Genomic DNA, 23,840 nt, shown 5'->3' on the forward strand with positions numbered 1-23,840 from the left:
TCAGTGCCCCATTCCCAGACCGCCGTCGACGGGGATCACGGCGCCGGTGATGTAGCCGGCGTCGTCGCTGGCCAGGAAGCGGACCACCCGGGCGACCTCCGCGGAGCTGGCGTAGCGCCCCAGCGGGATCTGCTTGCGGATCTGCTCCTGGTAGGCGGCCTCCAGCTCGGCCGTCATGTCGGTCTCCACGAAGCCGGGGGCGACCACGTTGACCGTGATGCCGCGCGAGCCGAGCTCACGGGCGAGGGAGCGGCCGAAGCCGATGAGCCCCGCCTTGGAGGCGGCGTAGTTGGCCTGCCCCGCCGAGCCGGCCATGGCCACCACGGAGGAGATCAGGATGATCCGGCCGCGCCGGAGCCTGAGCATGCCGCGGGTGGCGCGCTTGACGACGCGGTAGGCGCCGGTGAGGTTGGTGTCGATGACGTCGGCGAAGGTCTCCTCCTTCATCATCGCGAGCAGGGTGTCCTTGGTGATGCCCGCGTTGGCGACCACCACCTCGACCGGTCCGTGCTCGGCCTCGGCCTTGCCGAACGCGGCGTCGACGTCGGCCGTACTCGTCACGTCGCAGCGGACGCCGAACAGGCCCTCCGGAGGCTCCCCCGAGCGGTAGGTCACGGCGACGGCGTCGTCGGCCGCGGCGAATTCACGGGCGATCGCGAGGCCGATGCCCCGATTGCCGCCGGTGACGAGAACAGAACGACTCATACCTGTGACGCTATCGGCTACCCGCTGGTAAACGTCTTGTCCGGGGGGGACAAGATCACAGGGTTAGGATCGTTGACATGCGCCAGATCGATTCCGATTTCCTCGCCCTGCCGCTCCGGCAGCTCGCGGACGCCGCGTTGCAGCGCGCCCGCGACCTCGGGGCCGAGCACGCGGACTTCCGGCTGGAGCGCGTCCGCGCCGAGACGCTCCGCCTCTATGATGCCCGCCTGGAAGGTTCCATCGACGCCGACGACCTGGGCTACGCCGTGCGCGTGGTCAAGAACGGCACGTGGGGCTTCGCCGCCGGCATAGAGCTCACGCCCGAGGCCGCCGAGAAGGTCGCGGAACAGGCCGTCGAGGTGGCCGTCGTGGCCGCCCCGGTCAACCGGGAGCCGATCGAGCTGGCGCCCGAGCCGGTCCACGCGGACGCCACCTGGGTCTCCGCCTACGAGGTCGACCCGTTCGAGGTCGCCCTGAAGGACAAGGTCGCGCTGCTCGCCGACTGGTCGGGCGGCCTGCTCGGGCACGCCGACCACGTCCAGGCGTCGCTGATGCAGGTCAAGGAGCAGAAGTTCTACGCCGACACGGCCGGCACCTCGACCACCCAGCAGCGCGTCCGGCTGCACCCCGTGCTCAACGCGATCAAGATCGCCGACGGCCGGTTCGAGGAGATGCGCACGCTCGCGCCGCCCGCCGGCCGGGGGTACGAATACCTCACCGGCACCGGGTGGGACTTCCCCGCCGAGCTGGCCCGCATCCCCGGCTACCTGGAGGAGAAGCTCAGGGCGCCCTCCGTCGAGGCGGGCGCGTACGACCTGGTGATCGACCCGTCCAACCTGTGGCTGACCATTCACGAGTCCATCGGGCACGCCACCGAGCTGGACCGGGCCCTCGGCTACGAGGCGGCCTACGCGGGCACCAGCTTCGCCACCTTCGACAAGCTGGGCGAGCTGGTCTACGGCTCCCCGGTGATGAACGTCACGGGCGACCGTACGGCGGAGCACGGCCTCGCCACGATCGGCTTCGACGACGAGGGCGTGGCGACCCGGCGGTTCGACATCGTCTCCGGCGGCATCCTGGCCGGTTACCAGCTCGACCGGCGGATGGCGCTGATGAAGGGCCTGGGCCGGTCCAACGGGTGCGCCTTCGCCGACTCCCCCGGCCACATGCCCATCCAGCGGATGGCCAACGTGTCGCTGCAGCCCGCCGAGAACGGCCCCTCCACCGAGGAGCTGATCGCGGGCGTCGAGCGCGGCATCTACGTCGTGGGTGACAAGAGCTGGTCCATCGACATGCAGCGCTACAACTTCCAGTTCACCGGGCAGCGCTTCTACCGGATCACCGGCGGCAGGCTCGACGGCCAGCTCCGCGACGTGGCCTACCAGGCGACCACCACCGACTTCTGGCGCTCCATGGAGGCCGTCGGCGGCCCGCAGACCTACGTGCTGGGCGGCGCCTTCAACTGCGGCAAGGGCCAGCCCGGCCAGGTGGCCCCGGTCAGCCACGGCTGCCCGTCCGCGCTGTTCCGCGGCGTGCGGATCCTCAACACCGTCCAGGAGGGTGGCAAGTGATGACCCCACAGGAGATGGTCGAGCGGGCCCTCGCCCTGAGCGGCGCCGACGACTGCATCGTGATCGCGGACGAGGGCTCCACCGCGAACCTCCGCTTCGCGGGCAACACGCTGACCACCAACGGCGTGTCGCGTTCCGCCCAGCTCACCGTGATCTCGGTGGCCGGCCGGGGCGTGGGCGTGGTGTCCCGCGCCTCGGTGCGGCCCGAGCAACTGGCCGACCTGGTGGCCGCGGCCGACCGGGCCGCGCGTGACGCCCAGCCGTCGGAGGACGCCCGGCCGCTGGTCGGCGACGCGGCCTCGCCCGGCTGGGCCGACCCGGCGGCGGCCACGTCGATCGGCGTGTTCGCGGACCTCGCGCCCGCTCTCGGCGCGGCGTTCGACGCCGCCGAGAGCGGCGACCGCCGCCTGTACGGCTTCGCCGAACACTCGGTGACCAGCACCTTCCTCGGCTCGACCAGCGGGCTGCGGCTGCGCCACGACCAGCCGACCGGCCGCTTCGAGCTCAACGCGAAGTCGCCGGACATGAAGCGCTCGGCGTGGACCGGGGTCGCCACCCGCGACTTCGCGGACGTCGACGTGGCGGCGCTGGACGCCTCGCTGGCCCAGCGGCTCGGCTGGGCCGAGGTCCGCGTCGACCTGCCGGCCGGGCGCTACGAGACGCTGATCCCGCCGACCGCGGTCGCCGACCTGATGACCTACATGTACTGGTCCGCCGGGGCGCGCGACGCGGCCGACGGCAGCACGGTGTTCTCCAGGCCGGGCGGCGGGACGCGGCTGGGCGAGGCGCTCACGGACGTCCCGGTGCGCCTGTACAGCGACCCGGCGGCCGAGGGCATCCAGTGCGCGCCGTTCGTGGTCGCGCACGCCTCCAGCCGCAACGGCTCGGTCTTCGACAACGGGCTGCCGCTGGCCGGGACCGACTGGATCGAGGGCGGCAGGCTGGCCAACCTGCTCTCCACCCGCTACTCCGCCGAGCTGGCCGGACTGTCCCCGGCTCCGCCCATCGACAACCTGATCATGACGGGTCCCGAGGGCGGGCGGTCGCTGGCGGAGATGATCGCCGCCACCGAGCGCGGCCTGCTGCTGACCTGCCTGTGGTACATCCGCGAGGTGGATCCGCAGACGCTGCTGCTCACCGGCCTGACCCGGGACGGCGTCTACCTGGTGGAGCGCGGCGAGGTGGTCGGCGAGGTGAACAACTTCCGGTTCAACGAGAGCCCGGTCGACCTGCTCGGGCGGATCTCCGAGGTCGGCTCCTCCACCCCGACGCTGCCCAGGGAGTGGGGCGACTACTTCACCCGCGCCATCATGCCCGCGCTGCGCGTGCCCGACTTCAACATGTCGACGGTCAGCCAGGCCAGCTGACCGCGGAGACCGACCGGCCCGCCCGCGTTCCCGGGCGGGCCGGTCGCCGCTAGGCGTCCTCCAGCCGGAAGCCGATCTTCATGCCCACCTGGAAGTGCGCTATCTCACCGTCGACGATGTCACCGCGGATCTCGGTGACCTCGAACCAGTCCAGATGTCTCAGCGTCTGTGCGGCGCGCCGCACCCCGTTGCGGACCGCCTGGTCCACGCTCTCCCCCGACGTGCCGACAATTTCGGTCACCCGATACGTACGATCCGGCATCCTGTCCCCCTTAACTGAGCACCAGGATCGCACGATCTCCCGCGAGATCCCCCCGCGCGTTGGCACCCGCTCTTCCCGAGGTCTAACGTGGAGAACGTGAAGGTATGGCGCCGCCGTCCACTTGTGCACGCGGTGACCGATGCTCAGCCCTCGCTGAGTGAGGACATCGGCCGCCGGGAGAAGCGCTACCTGATTCAGATGGGCATACGCACGCTGTGCCTGATCCTCGCGGTCGTGGTGCCGGCGCCGTGGCCCATCCGGGGGCTCTTCATCGCCGGGGCGATTTTTTTGCCATACATTGCCGTGATCGGAGCCAACGAGCGGCAGACGGCCACGCCATCGGCCTTCGAGGCCTCGGATGCTAACCAAAACGAGATACCAAGGCACCGACGCGAGATCGGGTCGTGACTAAGTCTTGACGCATCCTATGGGTTGTAGGTGTACGCTTTAGCCAAGCGCTCTGGTCCCCCGTCAGAGCGCTGGTGCCGGCGTTCCGGGCCCCCGTCGGAACGCCGATGAAGCGACGCCGGGTGGTTTGCCCCCGTAACCACCCGGCGTCGCCCTTTTTCTCAATTCTGTATTCGACTTACACGCTTACAGGTAACCCTTACCCGTCAGGGTTCCGGTCTTTGCCGGTGCGCTCCCACTCACGCGCCAGGGCGGTCAACCGCTCCAGAGCGTCCGGCGCCGCCGTCCCCGCCCCCTGGGCCAGGCCGAGCAGATAAGCGGTGAGCGGCGCGGCGGGACGGGCCACGCCGTGGGCGACCTCCTTGGTCAGATCCAGCACGGCGTCGCGGTCAAGACTCTCGGGGTCGATCCCGAGCTCCGCACACACCAGCGTCGTCCACTCCTGCAACACGTTCATCGTGGCTCCGTCTCCTCGCGTCCGTCCCGGGCATCCGCACCGGTGCGCTCCTTGACATGCCTCGCCCGGCGCAGATCATCCATCGTGCCGCAATCAAACCACGCGGCCCGTCCCGTTCGGCGCCGGGCGCAAAGCTCACTGTCACCGTCTCCAGCCGGTCAGCGGTCCACGCGACGAGCGGCCCTGACAGCCCTCCAGCGCCGCGGCGAGCGCCAGGGTGCCCCCGACACGGCAAGCCACCGCAAGCGGCCCTCACCGTCCCCCAGGATCGCGCCGAGACCTTCCGCAGCGGCGACGCCGAGCGCGGCGACGCGCCCGGGGCACAGGAAGGGCAGATCTCCGGCGAGGAGGGCCGCCACGGGGCGCGCAGCGCGGACAGCCCGACACGGACGGTCCGACGTGGACAGCGCCACACGGGCAGCGCGACGCGGACAGCGCGGGCAGCGGCCCGCCGCCCGGCGGATCCTCACGGGTGAACACGGCCCGCGCGGGACCGCCGACGCCGGTCACCCGACGCCGGGCAGAGGCAACCGCCAAGGGCCGGACCGGCGGAAGCCACCGCCAGGAACCGGACGGGGCAACCGCCAAGGACCTGACAGAAGCGACCACAAAGGGTCGAACGGGGCAACCGCCGAAGGCCCGGCGGAGGCGGGGAATCGCCGGAGGCCGGGCGGAGGCGGGGAGTCGAAGGCCCGGCGGAGCCGAGGTCAGCCGCCCAGGGCCCGGCGGAGGCGGAGGGCCGACGAGGGGCTGGGCGGAGCCGAGGTCAGCCGCCGGGGTCGGGTGGAGGCGGGGTGAGCCGTCGCGGGGCAGCTGGAGGCGCGGCGGGGTGGATGGGGGCGGGGAGTCGCTGGGGGCGGGTGGGGTCAGCCGCCGATGGCGGACATGGGGCGGGCGGGCTGGAGGAAGGTGGGGTCGTCGATGCCGTGGCCTGGGCGCTTGCGGCGTACGGCCGCCGTCCAGCGCTCGGCCAGCTCCTCGTCGGTGGCGCCGGAGCGCATCGCCGTACGCAGGTCGGACTCCTCGGTGGCGAAGAGACAGTTGCGGATCTGGCCGTCGGCGGTGAGCCGGACCCGGTCGCAGGCGCCGCAGAACGGGCGGGTCACCGAGCCGATCACGCCGACCCTGGCGGGGCCGCCGTCCACGAGGAACAGCTCGGCGGGGGCGCTGCCGCGCTCGACGGGATCGTCGGCGACCAGGTCGAAGTGCGCGCTGAGCCGTTCGAGGATCTCGTCGGCGGTGATCATGTTCTCCCGGCGCCAGCCGTGCTGGGCGTCCAGCGGCATCTGCTCGATGAACCGCAGCTCGTAGCCCCGCTCCAGGGAGAAGCGCAGCAGCGGCGCCGCCTCGTGCTCGTTGATCCCGCGCATCAGCACACTGTTGATCTTGACCGGTACCAGACCGGCCCCGGCCGCCGCGGACAGCCCCTCCAGCACGTCGGGCAGCCGGTCGCGGTGGGCGAGCCGGACGAACACCTCGGCGTCGAGGGTGTCGAGCGAGACGTTGACCCGGTCGAGCCCGGCCTCGGCGAGCGGCGCCGCCAGCCGGGCGAGCCCGATGCCGTTGGTGGTCAGCGACACCTGCGGGCGCGGGTGAAGGGCGGTGGTGCGGCCGACGATGTCGACCAGCTCGCGGCGCAGCAGCGGCTCGCCGCCGGTGTAGCGGACCTCGGTGATCCCCAGCCGCTCGACCCCGATCGACACCAGGCGTACGATCTCGTCGGCCGTGAGGAGCTCGGGCTTGGGCAGCCAGTCGAGCCCTTCGGGAGGCATGCAGTAGGTGCACCGCAGATTACAGCGATCTGTCAGCGACACTCGCAGATCGGTCGCCACCCGGCCGAAGGAGTCCAGCAGCACGGGCCTCACCTCCTGACATCCGGGGGAAGATCTAGGGGAAGCCTACGGTGTCGGCGACGGTCGCGCTCCCGCGGCCCGCCCGCACCGGCGTCGGCCGGCTTCCGGAACACGTTTCCCGCTTATCGGACAACACCGGCCCCGGCCGCGCCGATTCCCCTCCCAGTCAACCGCCGACGGCCGGGCCGATTCCCCCTTACGTCAACAGCAGCACCGCCCGCCCATCGGCTATTCCCGCACCGGCCCGCGATCCGCCCGCCGTTCCCACCCCACCCGGAACGGCGGCCGGGGCGGCGCGCAAGCGGCGCGGGCGGCCCGGGGCGGCCCGGGGCGGCACGGGGCAGCACGGGGCAGCACGGGGCAGCGCGATAATCAGTGGCCTTTTTCTGGAAGATCGGCAGACTGGATCACGTCCCACCGAAGGAGATCCACTATGCCGAACCAGCCCGCCCCCAACCTGCTGTCCTGGGCCAGCGAGATCGACGAGGGCGCGATCCAGCAGGCCGCGCGTACCGCCAGGCTGCCGTTCGTGGCCGGCCATGTCGCTCTCATGCCGGACGCGCACGTCGGCATCGGCGCGACGGTCGGCTCGGTCATCCCCACCGAGGGCGCGATCATCCCCGCCGCGGTCGGCGTCGACATCGGCTGCGGGATGGTGGCCACCGAGACCACGCTGACCGCCGCCGACCTGCCGGACACCCTCGACGGGCTGATGCGGGTCGTGGAGCGGCGCATCCCCGCCGGCGTCGGCAAGGGCCACGACGACCCCACGGTGGACCGCGCCCTGCACGATCTCGGCCGCCCGCACACCGATCTGACCCCCAAGCAGGACAACATGGTCGGGGTGCAGTTCGGCACCCTCGGGTCGGGCAACCACTTCGTCGAGGTCTGCCTCGACGAGCGGGACCGGGTCTGGACGGTGCTGCACTCCGGCTCGCGCGGGATCGGCAACCAGCTCGCCACCAAGCACATCGCCGGCGCGAAGAAGCTGGTGCGGAGCCAGGCCATCGGCCTGGAGGACCCGGACCTCGCCTACTTCGCACAGGGCACCCCGGAGTTCACCGCCTACGTCGAGGACATGCTGTGGGCGCAGCGTTACGCCATGGCCTCGCGCGCCCGGATGGACAGGGTGCTCGGCGCCGCGCTGTTCCGGGTGGCCGGCAAGGGCGCCCGGGTCCGCACGATCAACTGCCACCACAACTTCACCCAGTTGGAGACGCACGGCGGCAAGGAGCTGTGGATCACCCGCAAGGGGGCCATCAAGGCCGACACCGGTGACGAGGGCGTCATTCCGGGTTCCATGGGCACCCGTTCCTACATCGTGCGGGGGCGGGGTGCCGCGTCCTCGTACAACTCCTGCTCGCACGGGGCGGGGCGGCGCATGTCGCGTAGCCGGGCGAAGCGGGAGCTGTCGGCCGCCTCGCTGCGGGAGGCGATGCGCGGGCGCACCTGGAACGCCGACCGGGCCGGGGCGCTGGTGGACGAGCACCCCGAGGCGTACAAGCCGATCGACCAGGTCATGGCGGACCAGCGGGACCTGGTCGAGGTGCAGCACACGCTGCGCCAGGTCTTCAACTACAAGGGCTGAGCCCGGCGGTCACGGGAAAGTGCCGTCTCATCCCCGTGACCGCCGGCGGGTCATGGGAAGGGACCTTCTCATTCCCCGTGACCGCCGGCGGTCACGGGGAGGGGGTCGCGTTTCGGCGCCGTCTCCCGTAAGCGGGCCAGTATCGCGTCCACGCCTTCGGTGAATGCGTCAAATCGGTCTTTCCGCATGCCGGAGAACAGCGCGCGGGCGAGTTCCCGCCGGTCGCGGTCCATCTCCTCGGCCATCCTCGCGCCCTTCTCGGTGAGCGTCACGAGAATGACGCGGCGATCGGTGGGATGCGGTTCCCTGGTGACGAAACCGGTGGTCACGAGGGCGTCGACGAGCCCGGTGATGTTGCGGGCGCTGACGTCGAGGGCGTGCGCGAGGACGCGCTGCCGTACGGGGCCGCGCCGGTGCAGCTCCCGGATCAGGTGGGCGCGGGAGCGGGTCAGCCCTTCGGCGGCCAGGGAGCGGGCGATGTCGTCGTGCAGGAGCACGGCGAGCTCCAGGGTGCGGCCGAGTGCCAGGTCGTAGCCGCTCATCACGCGCTCCAAACATGATGCCGGTTCACTGTGTTATGACTTCACAGTACCTCATCGATCACGCAGATACGGTCACACAAAATCCCGAAATTTCCGGGAACCAGCTGTGATGATCTACAATTTCGCCGATTTCCCCTACGATGCGCGTACACGGCGAAAGGGCGAGGGAATGGCCGAGATCGCACCGGCGGGTATCGACCCGACCGTTCCGAGCGTCGCTCGGATGTACGACTACTTCTTGGGCGGAAAGGACAATTTCGCCGCCGACCGCGAGGCCGCGGTCAAGATGATGTCCCTGGTGCCGAACATCCGCGAGGTGGCCAGGGACAACCGCGGCTTCCTGGGCAGGGCGGTGCGGATGCTGGCGGAGGCGGGCGTCCGGCAGTTCCTGGACATCGGGACCGGGCTGCCCACGCAGGACAACGTGCACCAGGTGGCCCGGCGGGTGGCGCCGGAGGCCCGCACGGTCTACGTGGACAACGACCCCATCGTGCTGGTCCACGGTCAGGCGCTGCTGGCGGGCACGCCCGGCACGGCGGTGGTCCAGGGCGACGTACGAGACCCGAAGGGCATCCTGGACCATCCGGAGGTGCTCGCCCACCTGGACTTCGACCAGCCGGTCGCGGTCCTGCTGGTGGCGATCCTGCACTTCGTGCCGGACGACGCCGAGGCGCTGAACATCGTGGCCGGCCTGCGGGAGCGGCTGGCGCCGGGCAGCCACCTGGTGATCTCGCACGGCTACACGGGCGAGATCGGCGGGAGCACCGACCAGCAGGTGCGCGCGTTGTACAACACCACCGCCTCCGGTGCCGTGGTCCCGCGCGGCCACGACGCCATCCTGGAGTACTTCGACGGCCTGGACCTGCTGGAGCCGGGACTGGTCCCGGTCGACGCCTGGCGGCCGGCCATCGCCTCCGACGCGCCGATCGACCTGTCCCGGCCCACCATCCTCGGCGGGGTCGCCCGGGTGCCCTGACCGCGGGCCGGTCAGGCGAGCTCGTAGTCCAGGTGCCAGGAGTGCACGCCGGCGTCGTTCACGATGCCGCCCGCGCCTCGGAGGCCGCGCAGCTCGCCGGTGCCGGAGTCGGGCAGGACACACCAGACGAGTGAGCCGTCCCCGTCGGACGGGCCGGCGAAGTGGCACAGCACGAAGGTGCCCTCGCGCCCGTCCAGGGAGCCGGTGAACCGCTCGAAGCCGGAGTAGGCCATCGACTTCTCCCCCTGCGCGACCGCGGTGATGATGTCGGCCGTGCTGGTACCGGTCAGGCCGCCGTGGAACGTCTTGGTGATGTGCACGCGGGCCAGCTTGGCGCCCTCGCGCTCGTCGTACTCCTGCGCGTCCCACACGTTGATGTCGAACGTGCCGCTTGCACGCGTCATGCGCGGTGTCTCCCTTACCTCGATGTGAGGTCCACCCTGCCGGGCGAACCTGACATCCTCCGTCAGGTAGCGGACGGGACCTCGAGCGCGGCCCGTGCGGCGTCGGCCGCGTCGTGGATGGGGATGATCCGGTGCGCGCACACCAGGTTGAGCGCGTAGCGGGCGCAGGATCCGACGGGGGCGACCAGGTGCAGCCGGATGCCGAGCTGGTCGAGGTGGCGGTGGACCCGGAAGAGCGTGTTGATCCCGGCGCTGTCCAGGTAACTGGTCTGGCTCAGGTCGACGACGCAGGTCCGGCCGCCGCGCACCACGTCGCTGATGGCGTCGTGCAGTGCCGCGGTGTTGGACGCGTCGATCTCACCGTGTACGGCGAGCTCGGCGCGGTCGGCCATGCTGTGCGAGACGAAACTGACGAGGGTGGTCACGACAACTCCTTACGGCGAAGTCTGCGGCGCATCTCCACCGTGGTGCCCGTCTCGTTGGCGTCGATGGTCACGACGTCCATGACGGCGCGCATCAGGGGGATCCCCCTGCCACGATCGGTGAAGCACTGGTCCTGCCAGCCACCCTGGTCGGCGACCCGGATCATCACCTGGCCCGCGGTGATCCGTCCGTCGACGGTGATGGTCCCGGGGGCGAAGGCGTAACCGTGCTCGGCGGCGTTGGACACCGCCTCGCTGCAGGCGAGCAGGAACTCGAACTCCTCCAGGTCGCTGAGATGCGCGGTCCTGAGCCAGTCGGCCAGGGTACGGCGCAGCTCGGCGAGGCTGCCGCTGTCGGCGGGGTAGTCGATGTGCAGGGTGAGCGGCGCGCCGCTGGTCCGCACGAGCAGCAGCGCGGTGTCGTCGTTGCGCTCCGAGCCGACGAACGCCAGCAGCAGCTGCCCGAGCTGGGGCAGGCACATGTCGAACTCGCCGAGCCGCTCGGCCAGCCGTTGCAGGCCGGTGTCGATGGGCTCGCCCCTGCGCTCCACGAGGCCGTCGGTGTAGAGCACGAGCGTCGAGCCAGGTGCCAGCCGCTCCTCGCAGGCGGTGTAGCTGTCGGGCGCGGTGATGCCCAGCGGCGGCGAGGTCGCGGGGCTCAGGTAGCCGACGGTGCCGTCGGGGTGGCGGACGATGGGCGGCGGATGGCCGGCGTTGGCGTACATCAGCGTGCCGGTCTCCAGGTGGAGCACCGCGCAGCACGCGGTGACCATGAGCTCGGGCTCCAGGGCCTCGGCCATCCGGGCCGTCCTGGCCAGCGCCTGGCCGGGGTCGTGTCCTTCCAGCAGGTAGGCGGACAGGCCGCTGCGGATCTGGCCCATCACCGCGGCGGCGGCGACGCCGTGCCCGGACACGTCGCCGATCACCAGGGCGACCCGGTCGTCCTCCAGCGGGATCAGGTCGTACCAGTCGCCGCCGATGGTGGTCTCGGAGGTGGCCGAGCAGTAGGTGGCCCAGCTGCTGATGCCCGGGACGTTGGGCAGCCGGTCGGGCAGCAGGCTGCGCTGGAGGGTCGCGGCGAGCTGGTGCTCGATGTCGAACCGGCCCGCCCGCTGCAGCGCGCACGCGCCGAGCCCGGCGATGGCGGCGAGCTCCTCCTGTTCCTCCGGGGTGAGCAGGCGGTCGCCGGGCAGGCGCACGACCAGCACGCCGAGGGAGTCGCTGCCGACCGCCATCGGCAGCACGGCCACGCCGCGCCCGCCGGGCTCCTCGGGGACCTCGACCTGCCACAGCGGCTGGCGGTCGGCCATGACCTGGCCGGCCTCGGCGGGCGAGCGCTCGGCCCACCCGTCTCCCCTGGCCGGCCCGGCCACCGCGATCGGTTTGAGCACCCGGCCCGAGTCGGGCATGGCGACCAGGGTCGCGGCGCCGAGCACCCGCTCGGCGTGCCCGACGATGACGTCCGCCACCTGCTCGGCGGTGAGGGCGCCGGACAGCCCGGCGGTGATCTCCTGGAGCCGGGAGGTGCGCGCGGCGGCCAGCTCGACCGACCTGCGCGCCACCCGCTCGACGTGGAGCAGCCTGGCGTAGTCGAGGTGCAGTGCGAGCCGCCTGGCCAGCTCGGCGGACATGACCCGGTCCTCGCGGTCGTAGGCGGGCCGGCCCGCGGTGCCGACCAGGGTGAGGGCGCCGAGCACCCGGCCCTGCACGGTGATCGGGCTGATGATCGCGTTGGGCACGGTGCCGCACACGGGGGGCCGCGCGGCCTCGGCGGACCTGCTGTCGGCCTCCAGCCACCGGTCGAGCACCTCGTCCGGCACCTCGACCTCGGCCCGCCCGCCGTCCGCGCGGGCGTGCAGCAACTGCCACGGCCGTCCGTCGGGCCCGGCCACCTCCAGGGTGCACCGGTCGGCGAAGGCGGGGACCAGGATCGCGCCGGTACGGCTGAGCCGCTCGGCGAGCGAGTCTCCGGCGTCGAGCCCGGCGGTGACCTCGCCGAGGATGCGGTGACGCGCTTCGTTCTTCTTGCGCTCGGTGATGTCGGTGCAGGCTCCGATGAACCCGCAGAACACGCCGTCGCCGTTGACCCGGGGGACGCCCCTGGCGTGCAGCCAGCCGTAGGAGCCGTCGGCGCGCCGGTGCCGGTATTCGACGTCGAACGGCCGGCGCTGCGCGAACCCCTCCTGGTAGAGCTCGCAGGCGGCGTCCTTGTCGTCGGGGTGCACGCCGTCCGCCCAGCCGTCCGCGAGCTCCTCGTGGAAGAGCCGCCCGGTGTAGTCGAGCCAGGCCCGGTTGACGAAGTCGCAGCCGCCGGTGGTGTCGGTGGCCCACATGAGCACCGGGGCGGCGTCGGACATGAGCCGGAAGCGCTGCTCGCTCGCGTCGAGCTGGATGGCGGCCGTGCGCCGCAGCTTCGCCATGACGAGGTGCGAGCCGATCCGGGCGAGCAGCTCGGCGCTGGAGAACGGTTTGATCAGGTAGTCGTCGGCGCCGCAGGACAGGCCCTCCACCGCGGCCTCCTCACCGGCCCGGGCGGACAGCAGGACGACGGGCAGCGTCTCGGTGAGCGGGTCGGCGCGCAGCTCCCTGACCAGGTCCAGGCCGTCCATCCCGGGCAGCGTCACGTCGACGAGCACCAGGCAGAAGTCGCCCGCCCTGATCAGGTCGAGGGCCTCCCTGGCGCCGCCGACCGCACTGGTCCTCCAGTGCTCGCCGAGGATGCGCTGCAGGTAGGAGCACATGTCGGCGCTGTCGTCCACGATCAGGATGTGCTCCTCGCCGGGGCCCTCCAGCGCGGGCTGCGGCGTCATGCCGGCCATCCGCTCCTCAAGGATCGGCAGCCCCTCGTCGGCGAGCCAGCGCCTGATCTCGGCGACGAAGAGCGGCGCGGACATCGCCTTGAAGGAGACCCGGGAGGTGTGCTCGCGCACCTGGCCGGGCGGCAGGTGGGCGTGACCGCGGGGCAGGGTGACGGTGAAGGTGCTGCCGCGGCCGAGCGCGCTGGCCACGACCACCTCGCCGCCGTGCAGCTCGACGAGGTCGCGGACCAGGGCCAGCCCGATCCCGGAGCCCTCCGCGGCGCGCCCGGCGGGGTTGCGCACCTGGTGGAAGCGCTCGAAGACGTGCGGCACCTCCTCCGGCGGGATGCCCGCGCCGGTGTCGGCGACGACCAGCCGGCAGTGCCGGTCGGTCAGCCGGACGCTGACCGAGACGCGGCCGGCCCCGGTGTGCTTGAGCGCGTTGGAGAGCAGGTTGAGGATGATCTTCTCCCACAGGCCCGGGTCGACGTAGACGTCGGGGGGCAGCGCGGGACAGTCGACGACGAGGTCGAGGCCGGCCTCCTCGGCCGCGGAGCGGAACATCCCGGCCAGCTCGGCGGTGACGGTGGACACGTCGACGGGCTCGAAGGACGCCGACATCCGGCCGGCCTCGATGCGGGAGAAGTCGAGCAGCGTGTTGACCAGCCGCAGCATGCGCAGCGCGCTGTGCTCGACCACCTCGAGGTCGGAGCGGTCGGGGTCGTCCTCCGCCATCCTGGCGAGGACCTGCTGCAACGGGCCGAGCATCAGCGTGAGCGGGGTGCGGAACTCGTGGCTGATGTCGCTGAAGAACACGGTCTTCGCGTGGTCGATCTGGGACAGCGCCTCGGCCCGCCCGACCGCGTCCCTGCGCGCCTGGGCCTTGGCCGCCGCGGCGGCGACGGTCTCGGCGAACAGGTCGACGAAGCCACGGTAGTCGGCGTCGAACGCCGCGTTGGGGCTCAGGCCGGCCACCATGACGAGGGGGCCGTCGTCCCCCTGGCCGGGCAGCGGCAGCACGCGGGCGCGTTTCGGGTCGCCGACGACGCCGGGCGCGACCCAGCCCCTCGTCCTGCGGCCGAGCCGGTCCACCGTACGGCCGGCCTGGGCGGCGGCCACCTCGGCCAGCGGCCACCCGGCCGGGTCGCACAGCGCCTGCGGGTCACCGGCGCACTCGACGCCGGAGGCGGCGATCAGCTCGGACGGCGCCGAGTCGTCGGCGGACACCCGGAAGAGCAGCACGAAGGGCAGGTCGGGGCTGTCCTCCACCACGTGGACCGCGCTCAGGCAGGCGTCCTGCGGCGTCTCGCCCTCTCCCGCGCGCTCGGCGACGTCGCGCACGAGTTGCAGCCTGCGCCTCGCCTGCACCCGGCGGGTGGTCTCGAAGCAGGCGCAGAAGACGCCGCCCACGGTGCCGTCGTCGTCGGGCGCGGGACTGTGGGAGAAGGTGAAGAACGTCTCCTCGACGAAGCCGCCGCGCCGCAGCCACAGGAGATGGTCCTCGACGTAGTTGGCCCGGCCCGTGGCGAGGACGCCGGTGAACATCGGGCCCACGACGTCCCAGATCTCGGACCAGCACTCGGCGGCGGGCTGGACCAGCGCCTGGGGATGCTTGTTCTCACCCAGGATCGGGCGGTAGGCGTCGTTGTAGAACTGGTAGAGCTCTTTGCCCCAGAACACGAACATGGGGACCCGCGAGCCGAGGACGATCCTCACCGCGATCTTCAGACTGTCCGGCCATCCCTCCGGAGGGCCGAGGGGCGTGCCCGTCCAGTCGTGCTCGCGCATATAACGCGCCATCTCGCCCTCTCCGGCGAACAACGCGTCGCGAAGCACGTGATCCTCTTGGGCGCGGCTTGAGAGCGGTCGTGCGAACATCCCCCGGCCTTCCCCTCGGTAGAGGGATCGACTGCCCGAATAAACGACGGGACGACGATAACACCGAAGGCCAGGTCCGAGTTCTTTACTTGCGGAATCTATCGAACTGGCATCCCCGCCACCGACCGGAGCGAAAAGCGGCGAAGATCGGGGCAGGCTTTTAGGTTTCCACCCCCATCACCGCCACTTATCCGCATTTATCGCGATAAATGCGGATACGCCAGAAAATGCGCGGCGCGTGGGTCGATCGTCACCCCCGCCACAGCCGCGCCAGGAGCCGCCACCGGAGCCGACGGGACAACAGCACGTTGGCTTCAGCTTGTTGACAACAAGTTGTTCAAACGGCCATCATGGCGGCATGTCGACTCACGCGGATCCACCGGCCGATCCCTTCACCCCGCCGGACCCGGCCCAGGCGCGGGCGCACCGCGCGTACGCCGCCCTCTTCCGGATCGCCGAGCGCCACGCGGCGAGCCAGGAGCAGCGCCTGCGGCAGATCCATCCCGCGATGCTCGGGGCACACGAGGCCGTCAGGCTGGTGACGTTCCTGGCGGCGGGGAGCGCGTCGCTCGACGCCGGAGAGGCGGAGGTGGACGACGCCGACCTCACCGCGGCGCTGTCCCTCATGCCGCTGGCGCGGGGCGAGATGGACGACCTGGAGGCGGCCCTGCTGCGGATGGCGCGGGGCCGCGGCCTCACCTGGCAGCAGATCGCGTTCGGTCTCGGCCTCGGCACCCCGCAGGCGGCCCGGCAGCGCTACGAGCGCCTGGCCGCCCGCGCCACGGCGGAACCGGACGGCACCACGGCGGAGCAGGACGGCGCCACAGCGGAGCAGGACCACCCCGCGCCGGAACAGGGCGGTCCCGCGCCGGAATGAGCGGGCCGGAATGAGCGGCCCGGCCGGGCCCCGGGGCTCGGGGTCTCGGGACGGGCGGATTTTCTCCGTCAAGGCCGGAGGTGGGGATGACGCGGGGCCCGCTTGACGAAAAGTGGCCCCGGGTAAAGCGGCGATGATCCAACCAGAGGTGCCTTTTAGAAGTATTTAACCGGCTATGCCGGAATAACGGTTTAGTAAGACCCCCCAAAGGTCGGACAGAATCCGTTGAAGCCACTTTTACCGATATGTCTGCCCTCAGGTGGTATTGTCCGAATTGGCAGTTCAAGAAAGCCATCCAAGGGGGGATTCCAATGACTGTCAACAAGCTCTTCCCGACCAGCTTCGATTCTTGGGGTTGGGGCGGCTGCGGTTGCCGCCGTCGCCGGTGCGGTTGTCGTCGTCGCTGGTGTGGCTGCGGCGGCTGGGGCGGCGGCTGGTGGTAACCAACTGAGGAGAGCCGGCGGGCTGCGAGCCCGCCGGCTCTCTTCTTTCCCCGGCCCGGTACGCCCGGGCCGGGGCCGCCTGGAACACCTGAGGAAGCCGACTGAGAGGAACCATCGTGCGACCGCTAGAAGGAGAAGCCCCCGAATCCACAGAGCCCCCCGTCGCCCCCATCGTGTCCCTGCGGACCACCGTGAAGCGATTCTGGCCGGACACCCGCGGCAGCCGCCTGCTCTTCGCGGCGGGCGTGGCGTTCGCCCTCGTCGCGGCCGTCTGCGAGGTCGCGGCCATCGGATTGTTCGGCGTCATCACCGACAGGGTCCTGGCGAGTAAGGACCTGGGCGCCTTCTGGACCCCCGCCGGCTTCTGGCTGGCGCTGACGATGATCGCCGCGCTCGTGGCCTTCTGCGGCGCCTACGTCACGGCGCTGGGCGGCGAGCGTTTCGTACTCGGCCTGCGGGACAAGGTGTTCGCGCACATCCAGCGGCTGACCCCGGACTCCCTGGACAACCGCAAGCTCGGCGACCTCATGGCGAGGCTCACCGACGACGTCGAGGCGATCGAGAACCTCGTCGGGTCCGGCCTGGTCAAGCTGATCACCACGCTCGCCAGCGTGGTCTTCTTCGCGGGCGCGGCCTTCTACATCCGCTGGGACCTCGCCCTGGTGACGCTGGCCCTGCTGCCCGCCTTCCTGGTGGTCTCCAAGCTGTTCGCGGCGAAGTTCCGGTTCGCGGCGGCGCGCGAGCGGGCCAGCAACGGCAACATGAACAGCGTCATCGAGCAGAGCCTGTCCAACCAGTACCTCGTCCAGGCGCACAACCGGCAGGACACCGAGGCCGAGCGGCTGCACGCCGAAGGACGCACCTGGCTGCGCGCGAACATGGCCCAGGCCAAGCTGTCGTCGATGTACGGCCCCGCCATGCAGGTCATCGAGACCGTCTGCCTGCTCGTCATCCTCGGCGTCGGCGCCTGGGAGATCGCGGCCGGGCGGCTGACCATCGGCGGACTGCTCGCCTTCGCGGCCTACCTCGCCTACCTCTACCCCGCCGTGCAGAACCTCGGCGAGCTGGCGCTCGTCGTGTCGGAGGCGGCGGCGGGCTCGGACCGGGTGATCGAGATGCTGCGCGCGCAGCCGGCCGTGACCGACCGGGAAGGGGCGAAGCCGCCCGCCACCGGGACGTGCCGGGGGCGTATCGAGTTCGAGGGGGTCGGGTTCACGTATCCGGACAGGTCGGTGCCGACGCTGGCGGACCTGACCTTCGCCGCGGGCACCGGCGACCTCGTCACCTGCACCGGCCCGAGCGGGGCGGGCAAGTCGACCGTCGCCAAGCTGCTGCTGCGGTTCTACGACCCGTCCGCCGGGCGGATCCTGCTCGACGGGGTGGACATCAGGGACGTGCCGCGCTGGTGGCTGCGCGAGAACATCACCGTGCTCCAGCAGGAGAACCTGCTCTTCTCCGGCACCGTGCGGGACAACATCGCCTACGGCCGCAGGGACGCGAGCATGGAGGACGTCGTCCGGGCCGCCGTCATGGCCGACGCGCACGATTTCGTCAGCGCGCTGCCCCAGGGCTACGACACGCCCGTCGGGCAGCGCGGCCGGCTGCTCTCCGGCGGCCAGCGCCAGCGTCTCGCCATCGCCCGCGCCCTGCTGCGGAACGCGCCCGTGCTGGTCCTGGACGAGCCCATGACCGGGCTCGACGCCCGCTCGGCGGCGCGCATCATGGAGCCGCTGCGCCGGCTGATGGACGGGCGCACCACCTTCCTGATCACGCACGACCTGAGCGCGATGCCCGAGGCCGCGCACACCCTGGTGCTCCCTGGACCCGCCGCGACCGAGGCCCGCCGGCAGGAGGCCGCCGCGTCGCAGCCGTCGGGCGCGGGCGCGAACTCGCTGTGAGGTGAGCTTCCCGGCCCGGCGCCGGCAGGTCGCGCCGTGAGGCGGCGGCGCGGGCCCGGGAGCTGAAAGTTTCACCTCGCGGGGAGGCGTTCCGTGCGTGGCGCGGGCGCTCCGGCCTGCGGCTGGCCGTACCGGTACCGCCGCGGGCGAGGGCGGCGGCTTCCGCGGGCCGTGGCGCGGCGCGTAGAGTCCGCGACAGGTGGGAGCGCTCCCACCCATCGACGGCCCCCCGTCTGAAAGGACCCCCCGATGTCGTTACGATCCATCGCCACCGCCGTGGCCGCGGCGGCCGTCACGCTGGCCGCGGGCGCGGCGGTCCTGCAGCCGGGCGCGTTCGCGGCCGACTCCGCCTTCTACGTGGACCCGCAGACCCAGGCGGCCAGGTGGGTGGCGCAGAACCCGGGCGACTCGCGCACGCCGGTGATCAGGGACCGGATCGCCGCGGTTCCGCAGGCCCGCTGGTTCACGGCCTACAACCCGGCCGCCGTACGGGCCGAGGTGGACTCCTACGTGGGCGCCGCCGCCGCGGCGGGCAAGATCCCGATCATGGTGGTCTACAACATCCCGAACCGCGACTGCAGCGGCGCGAGCACCGGCGGGGCGCCCGACCACGCCTCCTACCGGCAGTGGGTGGACCAGGTGGCGGCGGGTCTCGCCGGGCGCCCGGCCACCATAGTGCTGGAGCCGGACGTGCTGGCGCTGATGACCAACTGCATGAACTCGGCGCAGCAGGCCGAGGTGCGCGCGTCGATGGCGTACGCGGGCAAGCGGTTGAAGGCGGCGTCCGCCCAGGCGAAGGTCTACTTCGACGCCGCGCACTCGGCCTGGCTCGCGCCCGGCGAGATGGCCGCCCGCCTGGTGGCCGCGGACATCGCCAACAGCGCAGACGGCATCTCGACCAACGTCTCCAACTACCGGTGGACCGCGGACGAGGTGAACTACGCCAAGGCGGTCATCTCGGCGACGGGGGTGTCCCGGCTGCGCGCCGTGGTGGACACGAGCAGGAACGGAAACGGCCCGCGCGGCTCGGAGTGGTGCGACCCGCCGGGACGGGCCATCGGCACGCCCAGCACGACCGCCACCGGCGACTCCATGGTCGACGCGTTCCTGTGGATCAAGCTGCCGGGCGAGGCCGACGGCTGCATCGCGGGAGCCGGGCAGTTCGTCGCGCAGCGCGCCTACGAGATGGCCCAGGCCGCTCCTCCGGTCACGCCCACCCCGACCGTCACCCCGACGGTGACACCCACTGTGACCCCCACCGTGACCCCGACGGTGACCCCCACAGTGCCGGGCGGCGGCTGCACGGTGACCTTCCGCAAGCAGAGCGAGTGGAACAACGGCTACACCGGTGAGATCACGGTGCGCAACGGCTCGGCGGCGCTGTCCGGCTGGCGGCTGGAGCTCACCCTCGGAGCCGGTGTGACGGTGTCCCAGGGCTGGAACGGCCAGTGGTCGCAGTCCGGCAACCGGGTCACGGTCGTCAACGCGGCCTGGAACGGCAACGTGCCGGCGGGCGGCACGGTCACGCTCGGCTTCAACGCCGCCGCCCCCTCGGGCGCTCCCGCGCCCTCCGCCTACACGTGGAACGGCGCCTCCTGCTCCTGACCGTCCCCGGAGACACGGGACGCCCGGCCCCGGACGGGGGCCGGGCGTCCCGCCGTGTCAGCGGACGACCGCGACGTAGTCGGTCGCCCGCGCCGGGCCGAGGCCCCGGGCGCCGTCGAACTCGGCCTTCCAGGTGCCCGACCAGCGGGCCTGGACCTTGGCGGAGAACGACCCGTCACCCCGGGTCCGCACCGAGTCGACGTACTGCCAGCGGTGACCGCCCTTGGGCAGGAAGAAGAGATCGATCTCCTTCCAGCCCAGCCGGTGCCGCTTGACCTGGTCCTCGCACGAGTCGGCGTAGTGGACCGAGGCGAAGCCCTCGATGTAGTCCTCCTCGCACTCCGACTGCAGCTTCCCGCCGAGGTACAGCGTCCGGTACTTGTGCGCCGGCTCGGGACCGGCGTCGAACGAGAGCTCCGTACGGCTCACGTCCGTGCCGGGGTCCGCCATCGCCGGTGCGGCGGTCACGAGCACCGAAGCGCCCGCGGCCACCGCCAGCAGAGCGGCGATACGACGTGTCATGCGAACTTCCTCTCCCCGTGGAAACGCGCCCCACCACTGGAGCGCGCCTTACTCGGCATAGACGCTTAACCATGGGAAAAGGTTGAGATAAACATGATCACAGTCTGATCACGATGGCGGGAAGGCCGACCCTGCAAGGACTCCGCAACCGGCCCGCATCCGGAACCCGTAGACTGTCAGACATGGCCGAGAGCCCCGTCCGGCCATTCCGTCACGCCTTTCACCGGCACGGCAGTCGATTCAGCGTCAGCTATTCACGCCATTCCGGAAATGGGTGTGCGTGAATTCAGGGGCGCTTTCCGCGCGCCTTGCCGCGTGCGGACGCGAAATGAAGACGAGCAGGAGGTAGCCCGGCGAATGGCGAACCAGGTTGTCCAAGCGTCTCCCCCGCGGCTGGTCGACGTGGCCCGTGCCGCCGGGGTCTCCCTGGCGACCGCGTCCCGCGCCATGTCCGGGAGCTCGGGGGTGAGCGCCGTCCTCGCCGCGCACGTGCAGGCCGTCGCCTCACGGGTGGGATACGTGCCGAACACGCACGCCCGGGTGCTGGCGGGCGGCCGGACGACCCTGGTCGGCCTGGTCGTGCACGACGTCGGCGACCCGTACTTCGCGGAGATCGCCCGGGGCGTCCTTCAGGAGACCGACCGCCGCGGGTACATGACGCTGATCAGCCAGACCGAGCGCGACCCGCAGGCCGAGCTTGCCAGGATCCGCGGCCTGCGCGCCCAGCGGGTCACCTCGATCATGCTGGCCGGGTCGGGGTACGTCGAGCCGGGGGCGGAGACGGGCACCGGCGCCGAGCTGAGGTCGTTCGCCGCGGGCGGCGGCCGGGTCGCGGTGATCGGCCGCCACCACCTGCCGGCCGACGCGGTGCTGCCCGACAACCGGGAGGGCGCCGCGACCCTCATGCGCCACCTGCTGGGGCTCGGACACCGCCGGATCGGCGTGGTGTCCGGGCCGGAACGGCTCACCACGGTGGAGGACCGGCTGGCCGGGCTGCGCGACGCGCTGGCGGAGCGCGGCATGCCCTGGTCCGGGGTCCCGCTGGCGCAGGGCGGCTTCACCCGGGAGGGCGGCGCGCGGGCGGTGGCCCGGCTGCTGGACGCCCGGCCCGACCTGACCGCCGTCGTGGCGCTGAACGACCCGATGGCGGCCGGCGCGCTCGCCTGGCTGCTGCACAGGGGCCGCCGGGTGCCCGGGGAGATCTCGGTGGCCGGCTTCGACGACGTCCCGGCCGCGGCCGACGTCTATCCGGCGCTGACCACGGTACGGCTGCCGATGGTGGAGATGGGCAGGCAGGCCCTCGACCTGGTGCTCCAGCCGGCCGCCGAGCGCCCGCGCCGCCTCCGCACCGGCCACGAGCTCGTCACCCGCGCCTCCACCGGCCCCGCTCCCACCTGACCCCCTCCCCAGCACGCCCGGCGAGGGCCGTCCGGCGAGGGCCGTCCGGCGAGGGCCGTCCGGCGAGGGCCCGTCCGGTGGGGGGAGGGTCGGGTCATGGAGCGGCGAAGGGACGCCTCCCGAGGAGGCGTCCCGTGTGCTTTCGTGCCGGGCGCTGCGGCTAGGCCACGCGGCGGGGTGTGCTGAAGGAGGGGGCGTGCCCGGCCGAGCCGGGGTAGCGGAACCGCCACATGCCGCCGGGACCGCCGGGGACCTCGCGGGTGAAGCGGCCCGTGCGGCCGGTGACGGCGAGGCCCGCCCGGCTCCACGCCTGGCCGCCCGGCTCGCGGTAGAGGATCTCCACCCGCTGGCCGGGGAAGGGCGCGTAGTCCGTGACCCCCTTGGGGTCCACCCGGTTCAGCACGCCTTCGACGCGCACCATCCCGAACGGCGTGCCGCGGGCGGCCCCGATGCGCGCGGCCCTGACCGCCCCGAAGGTCGTCTCCCGCTTGAGGAAGAAGATCGTCCTGCGGACTACGGTCCCTCCCTCCGCGCTCCTGGCGGTCGCGGTCACCGTCCACCGTCCGGCCGGGTACCAGCGGTCGAGCGCCTTCTCCGGCACGAAGCGCCACGTCTGCCAGTCGGCGCTGTACGGCTCCGCCCGGGCCACCGGGCAGTAGGCGGGCGCGGTCCGGTAGGCGCCGGCCGGGGCCGTCCCGGCGCCGGCGGCGGCCCCGCGGCCCCGGCCGACGTGTTCGACGGTCGTCTCCGTCTCCCCCGCGGAGCCGGTGCAGGACCGGGCGTCGGGAGCGGTCAGCGCGGCGGTGAGCTCGGTTCTGCCGCCGGTGGAACCCGGGACGGCGTCCTTCGCCGCGGCCTCCGCGGAGGCGGGCCGGGCGCCCGTGGCCGCCTGACCGTCCGCGAGCGCGTCCGTGATCGTCAGCGGAGTGTCCTCGGCCGCCTGCGCGGCCGTGAAAGCCGGTGCGGCGCTCTGGGCGTGCACGGAGGCCAGCGAGGCGCTCCAGCCGTCCGCGGAGGCCGGCGAAACGCTCTGAACGTCCGATGAAGCGCCCTGAACGTCCGGTGAAGCGCTCCGAACGTCCGCGGGGGCCTGTGAGGCGCTCTGGGCGTCCGCGGGCGCCGACGGGCCGCTGGAGGCGTCCGGAGCGGAGCGGTCGGCGGCGTGGGCGGAGGTCGCGGGGCGGTTCGGCGGGGCGCCGGTGGAGATGAGAGGGGTGTTGCCGGCGGCGGGAAGGGTGACGGCGGTGAGCGGGGTGTCCTGCGCGGCCGGGTGGGCGGCCTCCGGCTCGACGGGGCGGCGGGGTGACCCGTAGGACCGCCCGCCCTCGCCGAACGGCATGGCCCCGGCCGCCGGCCGGACCTGCTTGATCTGCCGGTGCCGGTGCTTCGCCTGCTTGACCTGCTTGGACGAGGCGACCGGCGGGGCGAACGGCGAGACGGCCGGCGGGGTCCCCGGCGGGGCGACCAGCGGGGCGGGCGGCTGCTGCGAGCCGGACGGGAACCGGCCGGAGGCGTACTGTGCGGGATCGGCCCCGTCGTCGGCCACCCCGGGCCGGACCGGGACGCCCTGCGCCTCCTCGGGAGCCGGGGCCGGGGGGGCGGTGCCCTGCCCGGGCCGGCCGGCCGGCTCGACCTCCAGGGTGACCCCGTCCGGCCCCGACGCGCCGCGCACGACGACGTCGATCACCATGCGGACGGAGTTGGACGGGCCGACGACCGGCGTCGCCGGACGCATCGTGACGGAGCGGATCTCCAGCATGTCGGCCTCGGCGGCCGGGACCTGGACCAGGAGCGGTGCGACGAGCGTGCCCGTCGCGAGCGACGTGAGAAGAATCTTCTTACTCATGATCGGGAACATAGGAAGCG

19 protein-coding genes are annotated in these 23,840 nt (G+C 72.2%); 9 read left to right on the top strand and 10 right to left on the bottom strand.

Annotated elements, in window-relative coordinates:
- Positions 1-705 carry a 3-oxoacyl-ACP reductase FabG gene (fabG, locus tag QSK26_RS16690; RefSeq protein WP_285776055.1) on the bottom strand — a complete coding sequence of 235 codons (705 nt, stop codon included), beginning with the start codon at positions 703-705 and terminating at the stop codon, positions 1-3.
- A 77-nt stretch (positions 706-782) separates the two neighbouring features.
- Here fabG and QSK26_RS16695 point away from each other — a divergent pair, with 77 nt between their 5' ends.
- Together QSK26_RS16695 and QSK26_RS16700 are read left to right on the top strand one after the other, a co-directional pair.
- Positions 783-2,276, top strand: coding sequence for a TldD/PmbA family protein (locus QSK26_RS16695; protein ID WP_285776056.1), 1,494 nt, complete (start codon positions 783-785; stop codon positions 2,274-2,276).
- The gene (locus tag QSK26_RS16700) at positions 2,276-3,643 is read left to right on the top strand and encodes a metallopeptidase TldD-related protein (RefSeq protein WP_285776057.1); all 1,368 of its coding nucleotides are present in this window, start codon (positions 2,276-2,278) and stop codon (positions 3,641-3,643) included. The genes QSK26_RS16695 and QSK26_RS16700 overlap by 1 nt, the downstream gene beginning before the upstream one ends.
- A 49-nt stretch (positions 3,644-3,692) precedes the next feature.
- Here QSK26_RS16700 and QSK26_RS16705 read toward each other — a convergent pair whose 3' ends face one another.
- On the bottom strand, positions 3,693-3,905 hold the full coding sequence (locus QSK26_RS16705) for a dodecin (protein WP_285776058.1): 213 nt from the start codon (positions 3,903-3,905) through the stop codon (positions 3,693-3,695).
- A gap of 87 nt (positions 3,906-3,992) precedes the next feature.
- Here QSK26_RS16705 and QSK26_RS16710 point away from each other — a divergent pair, with 87 nt between their 5' ends.
- The gene (locus QSK26_RS16710; RefSeq protein ID WP_285776059.1) at positions 3,993-4,313 is read left to right on the top strand and encodes a DUF3099 domain-containing protein; all 321 of its coding nucleotides are present in this window, start codon (positions 3,993-3,995) and stop codon (positions 4,311-4,313) included.
- Positions 4,314-4,512: 199 nt separating this feature from the next.
- Here QSK26_RS16710 and QSK26_RS16715 read toward each other — a convergent pair whose 3' ends face one another.
- Positions 4,513-4,770: a DUF6457 domain-containing protein gene (locus QSK26_RS16715; RefSeq protein WP_285776060.1), complete on the bottom strand. Its 258-nt coding sequence runs from the start codon at positions 4,768-4,770 to the stop codon at positions 4,513-4,515.
- An 866-nt stretch (positions 4,771-5,636) separates the two neighbouring features.
- A complete protein-coding gene (gene moaA, locus QSK26_RS16720; RefSeq protein ID WP_285776061.1) occupies positions 5,637-6,626 on the bottom strand; it encodes a GTP 3',8-cyclase MoaA in 990 nt (329 codons plus the stop codon).
- Positions 6,627-7,056: 430 nt separating this feature from the next.
- On the opposite strand from moaA, the gene QSK26_RS16725 reads away from it, so the two are divergent.
- Complete coding sequence (locus tag QSK26_RS16725) at positions 7,057-8,211, top strand: RtcB family protein (RefSeq protein ID WP_285776062.1); 1,155 nt, start codon at positions 7,057-7,059, stop codon at positions 8,209-8,211.
- 68 nt (positions 8,212-8,279) lie between these two features.
- Here QSK26_RS16725 and QSK26_RS16730 read toward each other — a convergent pair whose 3' ends face one another.
- Complete coding sequence (locus tag QSK26_RS16730) at positions 8,280-8,753, bottom strand: MarR family winged helix-turn-helix transcriptional regulator (RefSeq protein WP_285776063.1); 474 nt, start codon at positions 8,751-8,753, stop codon at positions 8,280-8,282.
- A 223-nt stretch (positions 8,754-8,976) separates the two neighbouring features.
- Between QSK26_RS16730 and QSK26_RS16735 the strand changes: the two genes are divergently transcribed.
- Positions 8,977-9,729 carry an SAM-dependent methyltransferase gene (locus QSK26_RS16735; RefSeq protein WP_502888710.1) on the top strand — a complete coding sequence of 251 codons (753 nt, stop codon included), beginning with the start codon at positions 8,977-8,979 and terminating at the stop codon, positions 9,727-9,729.
- Between the two features lie 11 nt (positions 9,730-9,740).
- Here the strand turns inward: QSK26_RS16735 and QSK26_RS16740 are convergent, their stop codons facing one another.
- From QSK26_RS16740 to QSK26_RS16750, 3 genes are all read right to left on the bottom strand, one after another.
- On the bottom strand, positions 9,741-10,133 hold the full coding sequence (locus tag QSK26_RS16740; RefSeq protein WP_285776065.1) for a DUF3224 domain-containing protein: 393 nt from the start codon (positions 10,131-10,133) through the stop codon (positions 9,741-9,743).
- 62 nt (positions 10,134-10,195) lie between these two features.
- The gene (locus QSK26_RS16745; protein WP_285776066.1) at positions 10,196-10,558 is read right to left on the bottom strand and encodes an STAS domain-containing protein; all 363 of its coding nucleotides are present in this window, start codon (positions 10,556-10,558) and stop codon (positions 10,196-10,198) included.
- The gene (locus tag QSK26_RS16750; RefSeq protein WP_285776067.1) at positions 10,555-15,189 is read right to left on the bottom strand and encodes a SpoIIE family protein phosphatase; all 4,635 of its coding nucleotides are present in this window, start codon (positions 15,187-15,189) and stop codon (positions 10,555-10,557) included. Before QSK26_RS16750 ends, QSK26_RS16745 begins: the two co-directional genes overlap by 4 nt.
- 400 nt (positions 15,190-15,589) lie before the next feature.
- Here QSK26_RS16750 and QSK26_RS16755 point away from each other — a divergent pair, with 400 nt between their 5' ends.
- From QSK26_RS16755 to QSK26_RS16765, 3 genes are all read left to right on the top strand, one after another.
- Positions 15,590-16,108 carry a DNA-binding protein gene (locus QSK26_RS16755; protein ID WP_285776068.1) on the top strand — a complete coding sequence of 173 codons (519 nt, stop codon included), beginning with the start codon at positions 15,590-15,592 and terminating at the stop codon, positions 16,106-16,108.
- A gap of 634 nt (positions 16,109-16,742) precedes the next feature.
- Complete coding sequence (locus tag QSK26_RS16760) at positions 16,743-18,449, top strand: ABC transporter ATP-binding protein (protein WP_285776069.1); 1,707 nt, start codon at positions 16,743-16,745, stop codon at positions 18,447-18,449.
- A gap of 249 nt (positions 18,450-18,698) precedes the next feature.
- Entirely contained in the window at positions 18,699-20,054 is a 1,356-nt protein-coding gene (locus QSK26_RS16765) for a glycoside hydrolase family 6 protein (RefSeq protein WP_285776070.1), read from the top strand.
- A 57-nt stretch (positions 20,055-20,111) separates the two neighbouring features.
- Here the strand turns inward: QSK26_RS16765 and QSK26_RS16770 are convergent, their stop codons facing one another.
- The gene (locus QSK26_RS16770) at positions 20,112-20,576 is read right to left on the bottom strand and encodes a hypothetical protein (RefSeq protein ID WP_285776071.1); all 465 of its coding nucleotides are present in this window, start codon (positions 20,574-20,576) and stop codon (positions 20,112-20,114) included.
- Positions 20,577-20,933: 357 nt separating this feature from the next.
- Between QSK26_RS16770 and QSK26_RS16775 the strand changes: the two genes are divergently transcribed.
- Positions 20,934-21,974 (top strand): LacI family DNA-binding transcriptional regulator, encoded by a 1,041-nt coding sequence (locus QSK26_RS16775; RefSeq protein ID WP_285776072.1) that lies wholly within the window; start codon positions 20,934-20,936, stop codon positions 21,972-21,974.
- A 160-nt stretch (positions 21,975-22,134) separates the two neighbouring features.
- On the opposite strand, the gene QSK26_RS16780 is transcribed toward QSK26_RS16775, so the two are convergent.
- A complete protein-coding gene (locus QSK26_RS16780; protein WP_285776073.1) occupies positions 22,135-23,820 on the bottom strand; it encodes a hypothetical protein in 1,686 nt (561 codons plus the stop codon).
- Positions 23,821-23,840: the final 20 nt, after the last annotated feature.

It is taken from the genome of Microtetraspora sp. NBRC 13810 (genome assembly GCF_030268685.1).
In the GTDB taxonomy this organism is placed as follows: domain Bacteria; phylum Actinomycetota; class Actinomycetes; order Streptosporangiales; family Streptosporangiaceae; genus BSRQ01.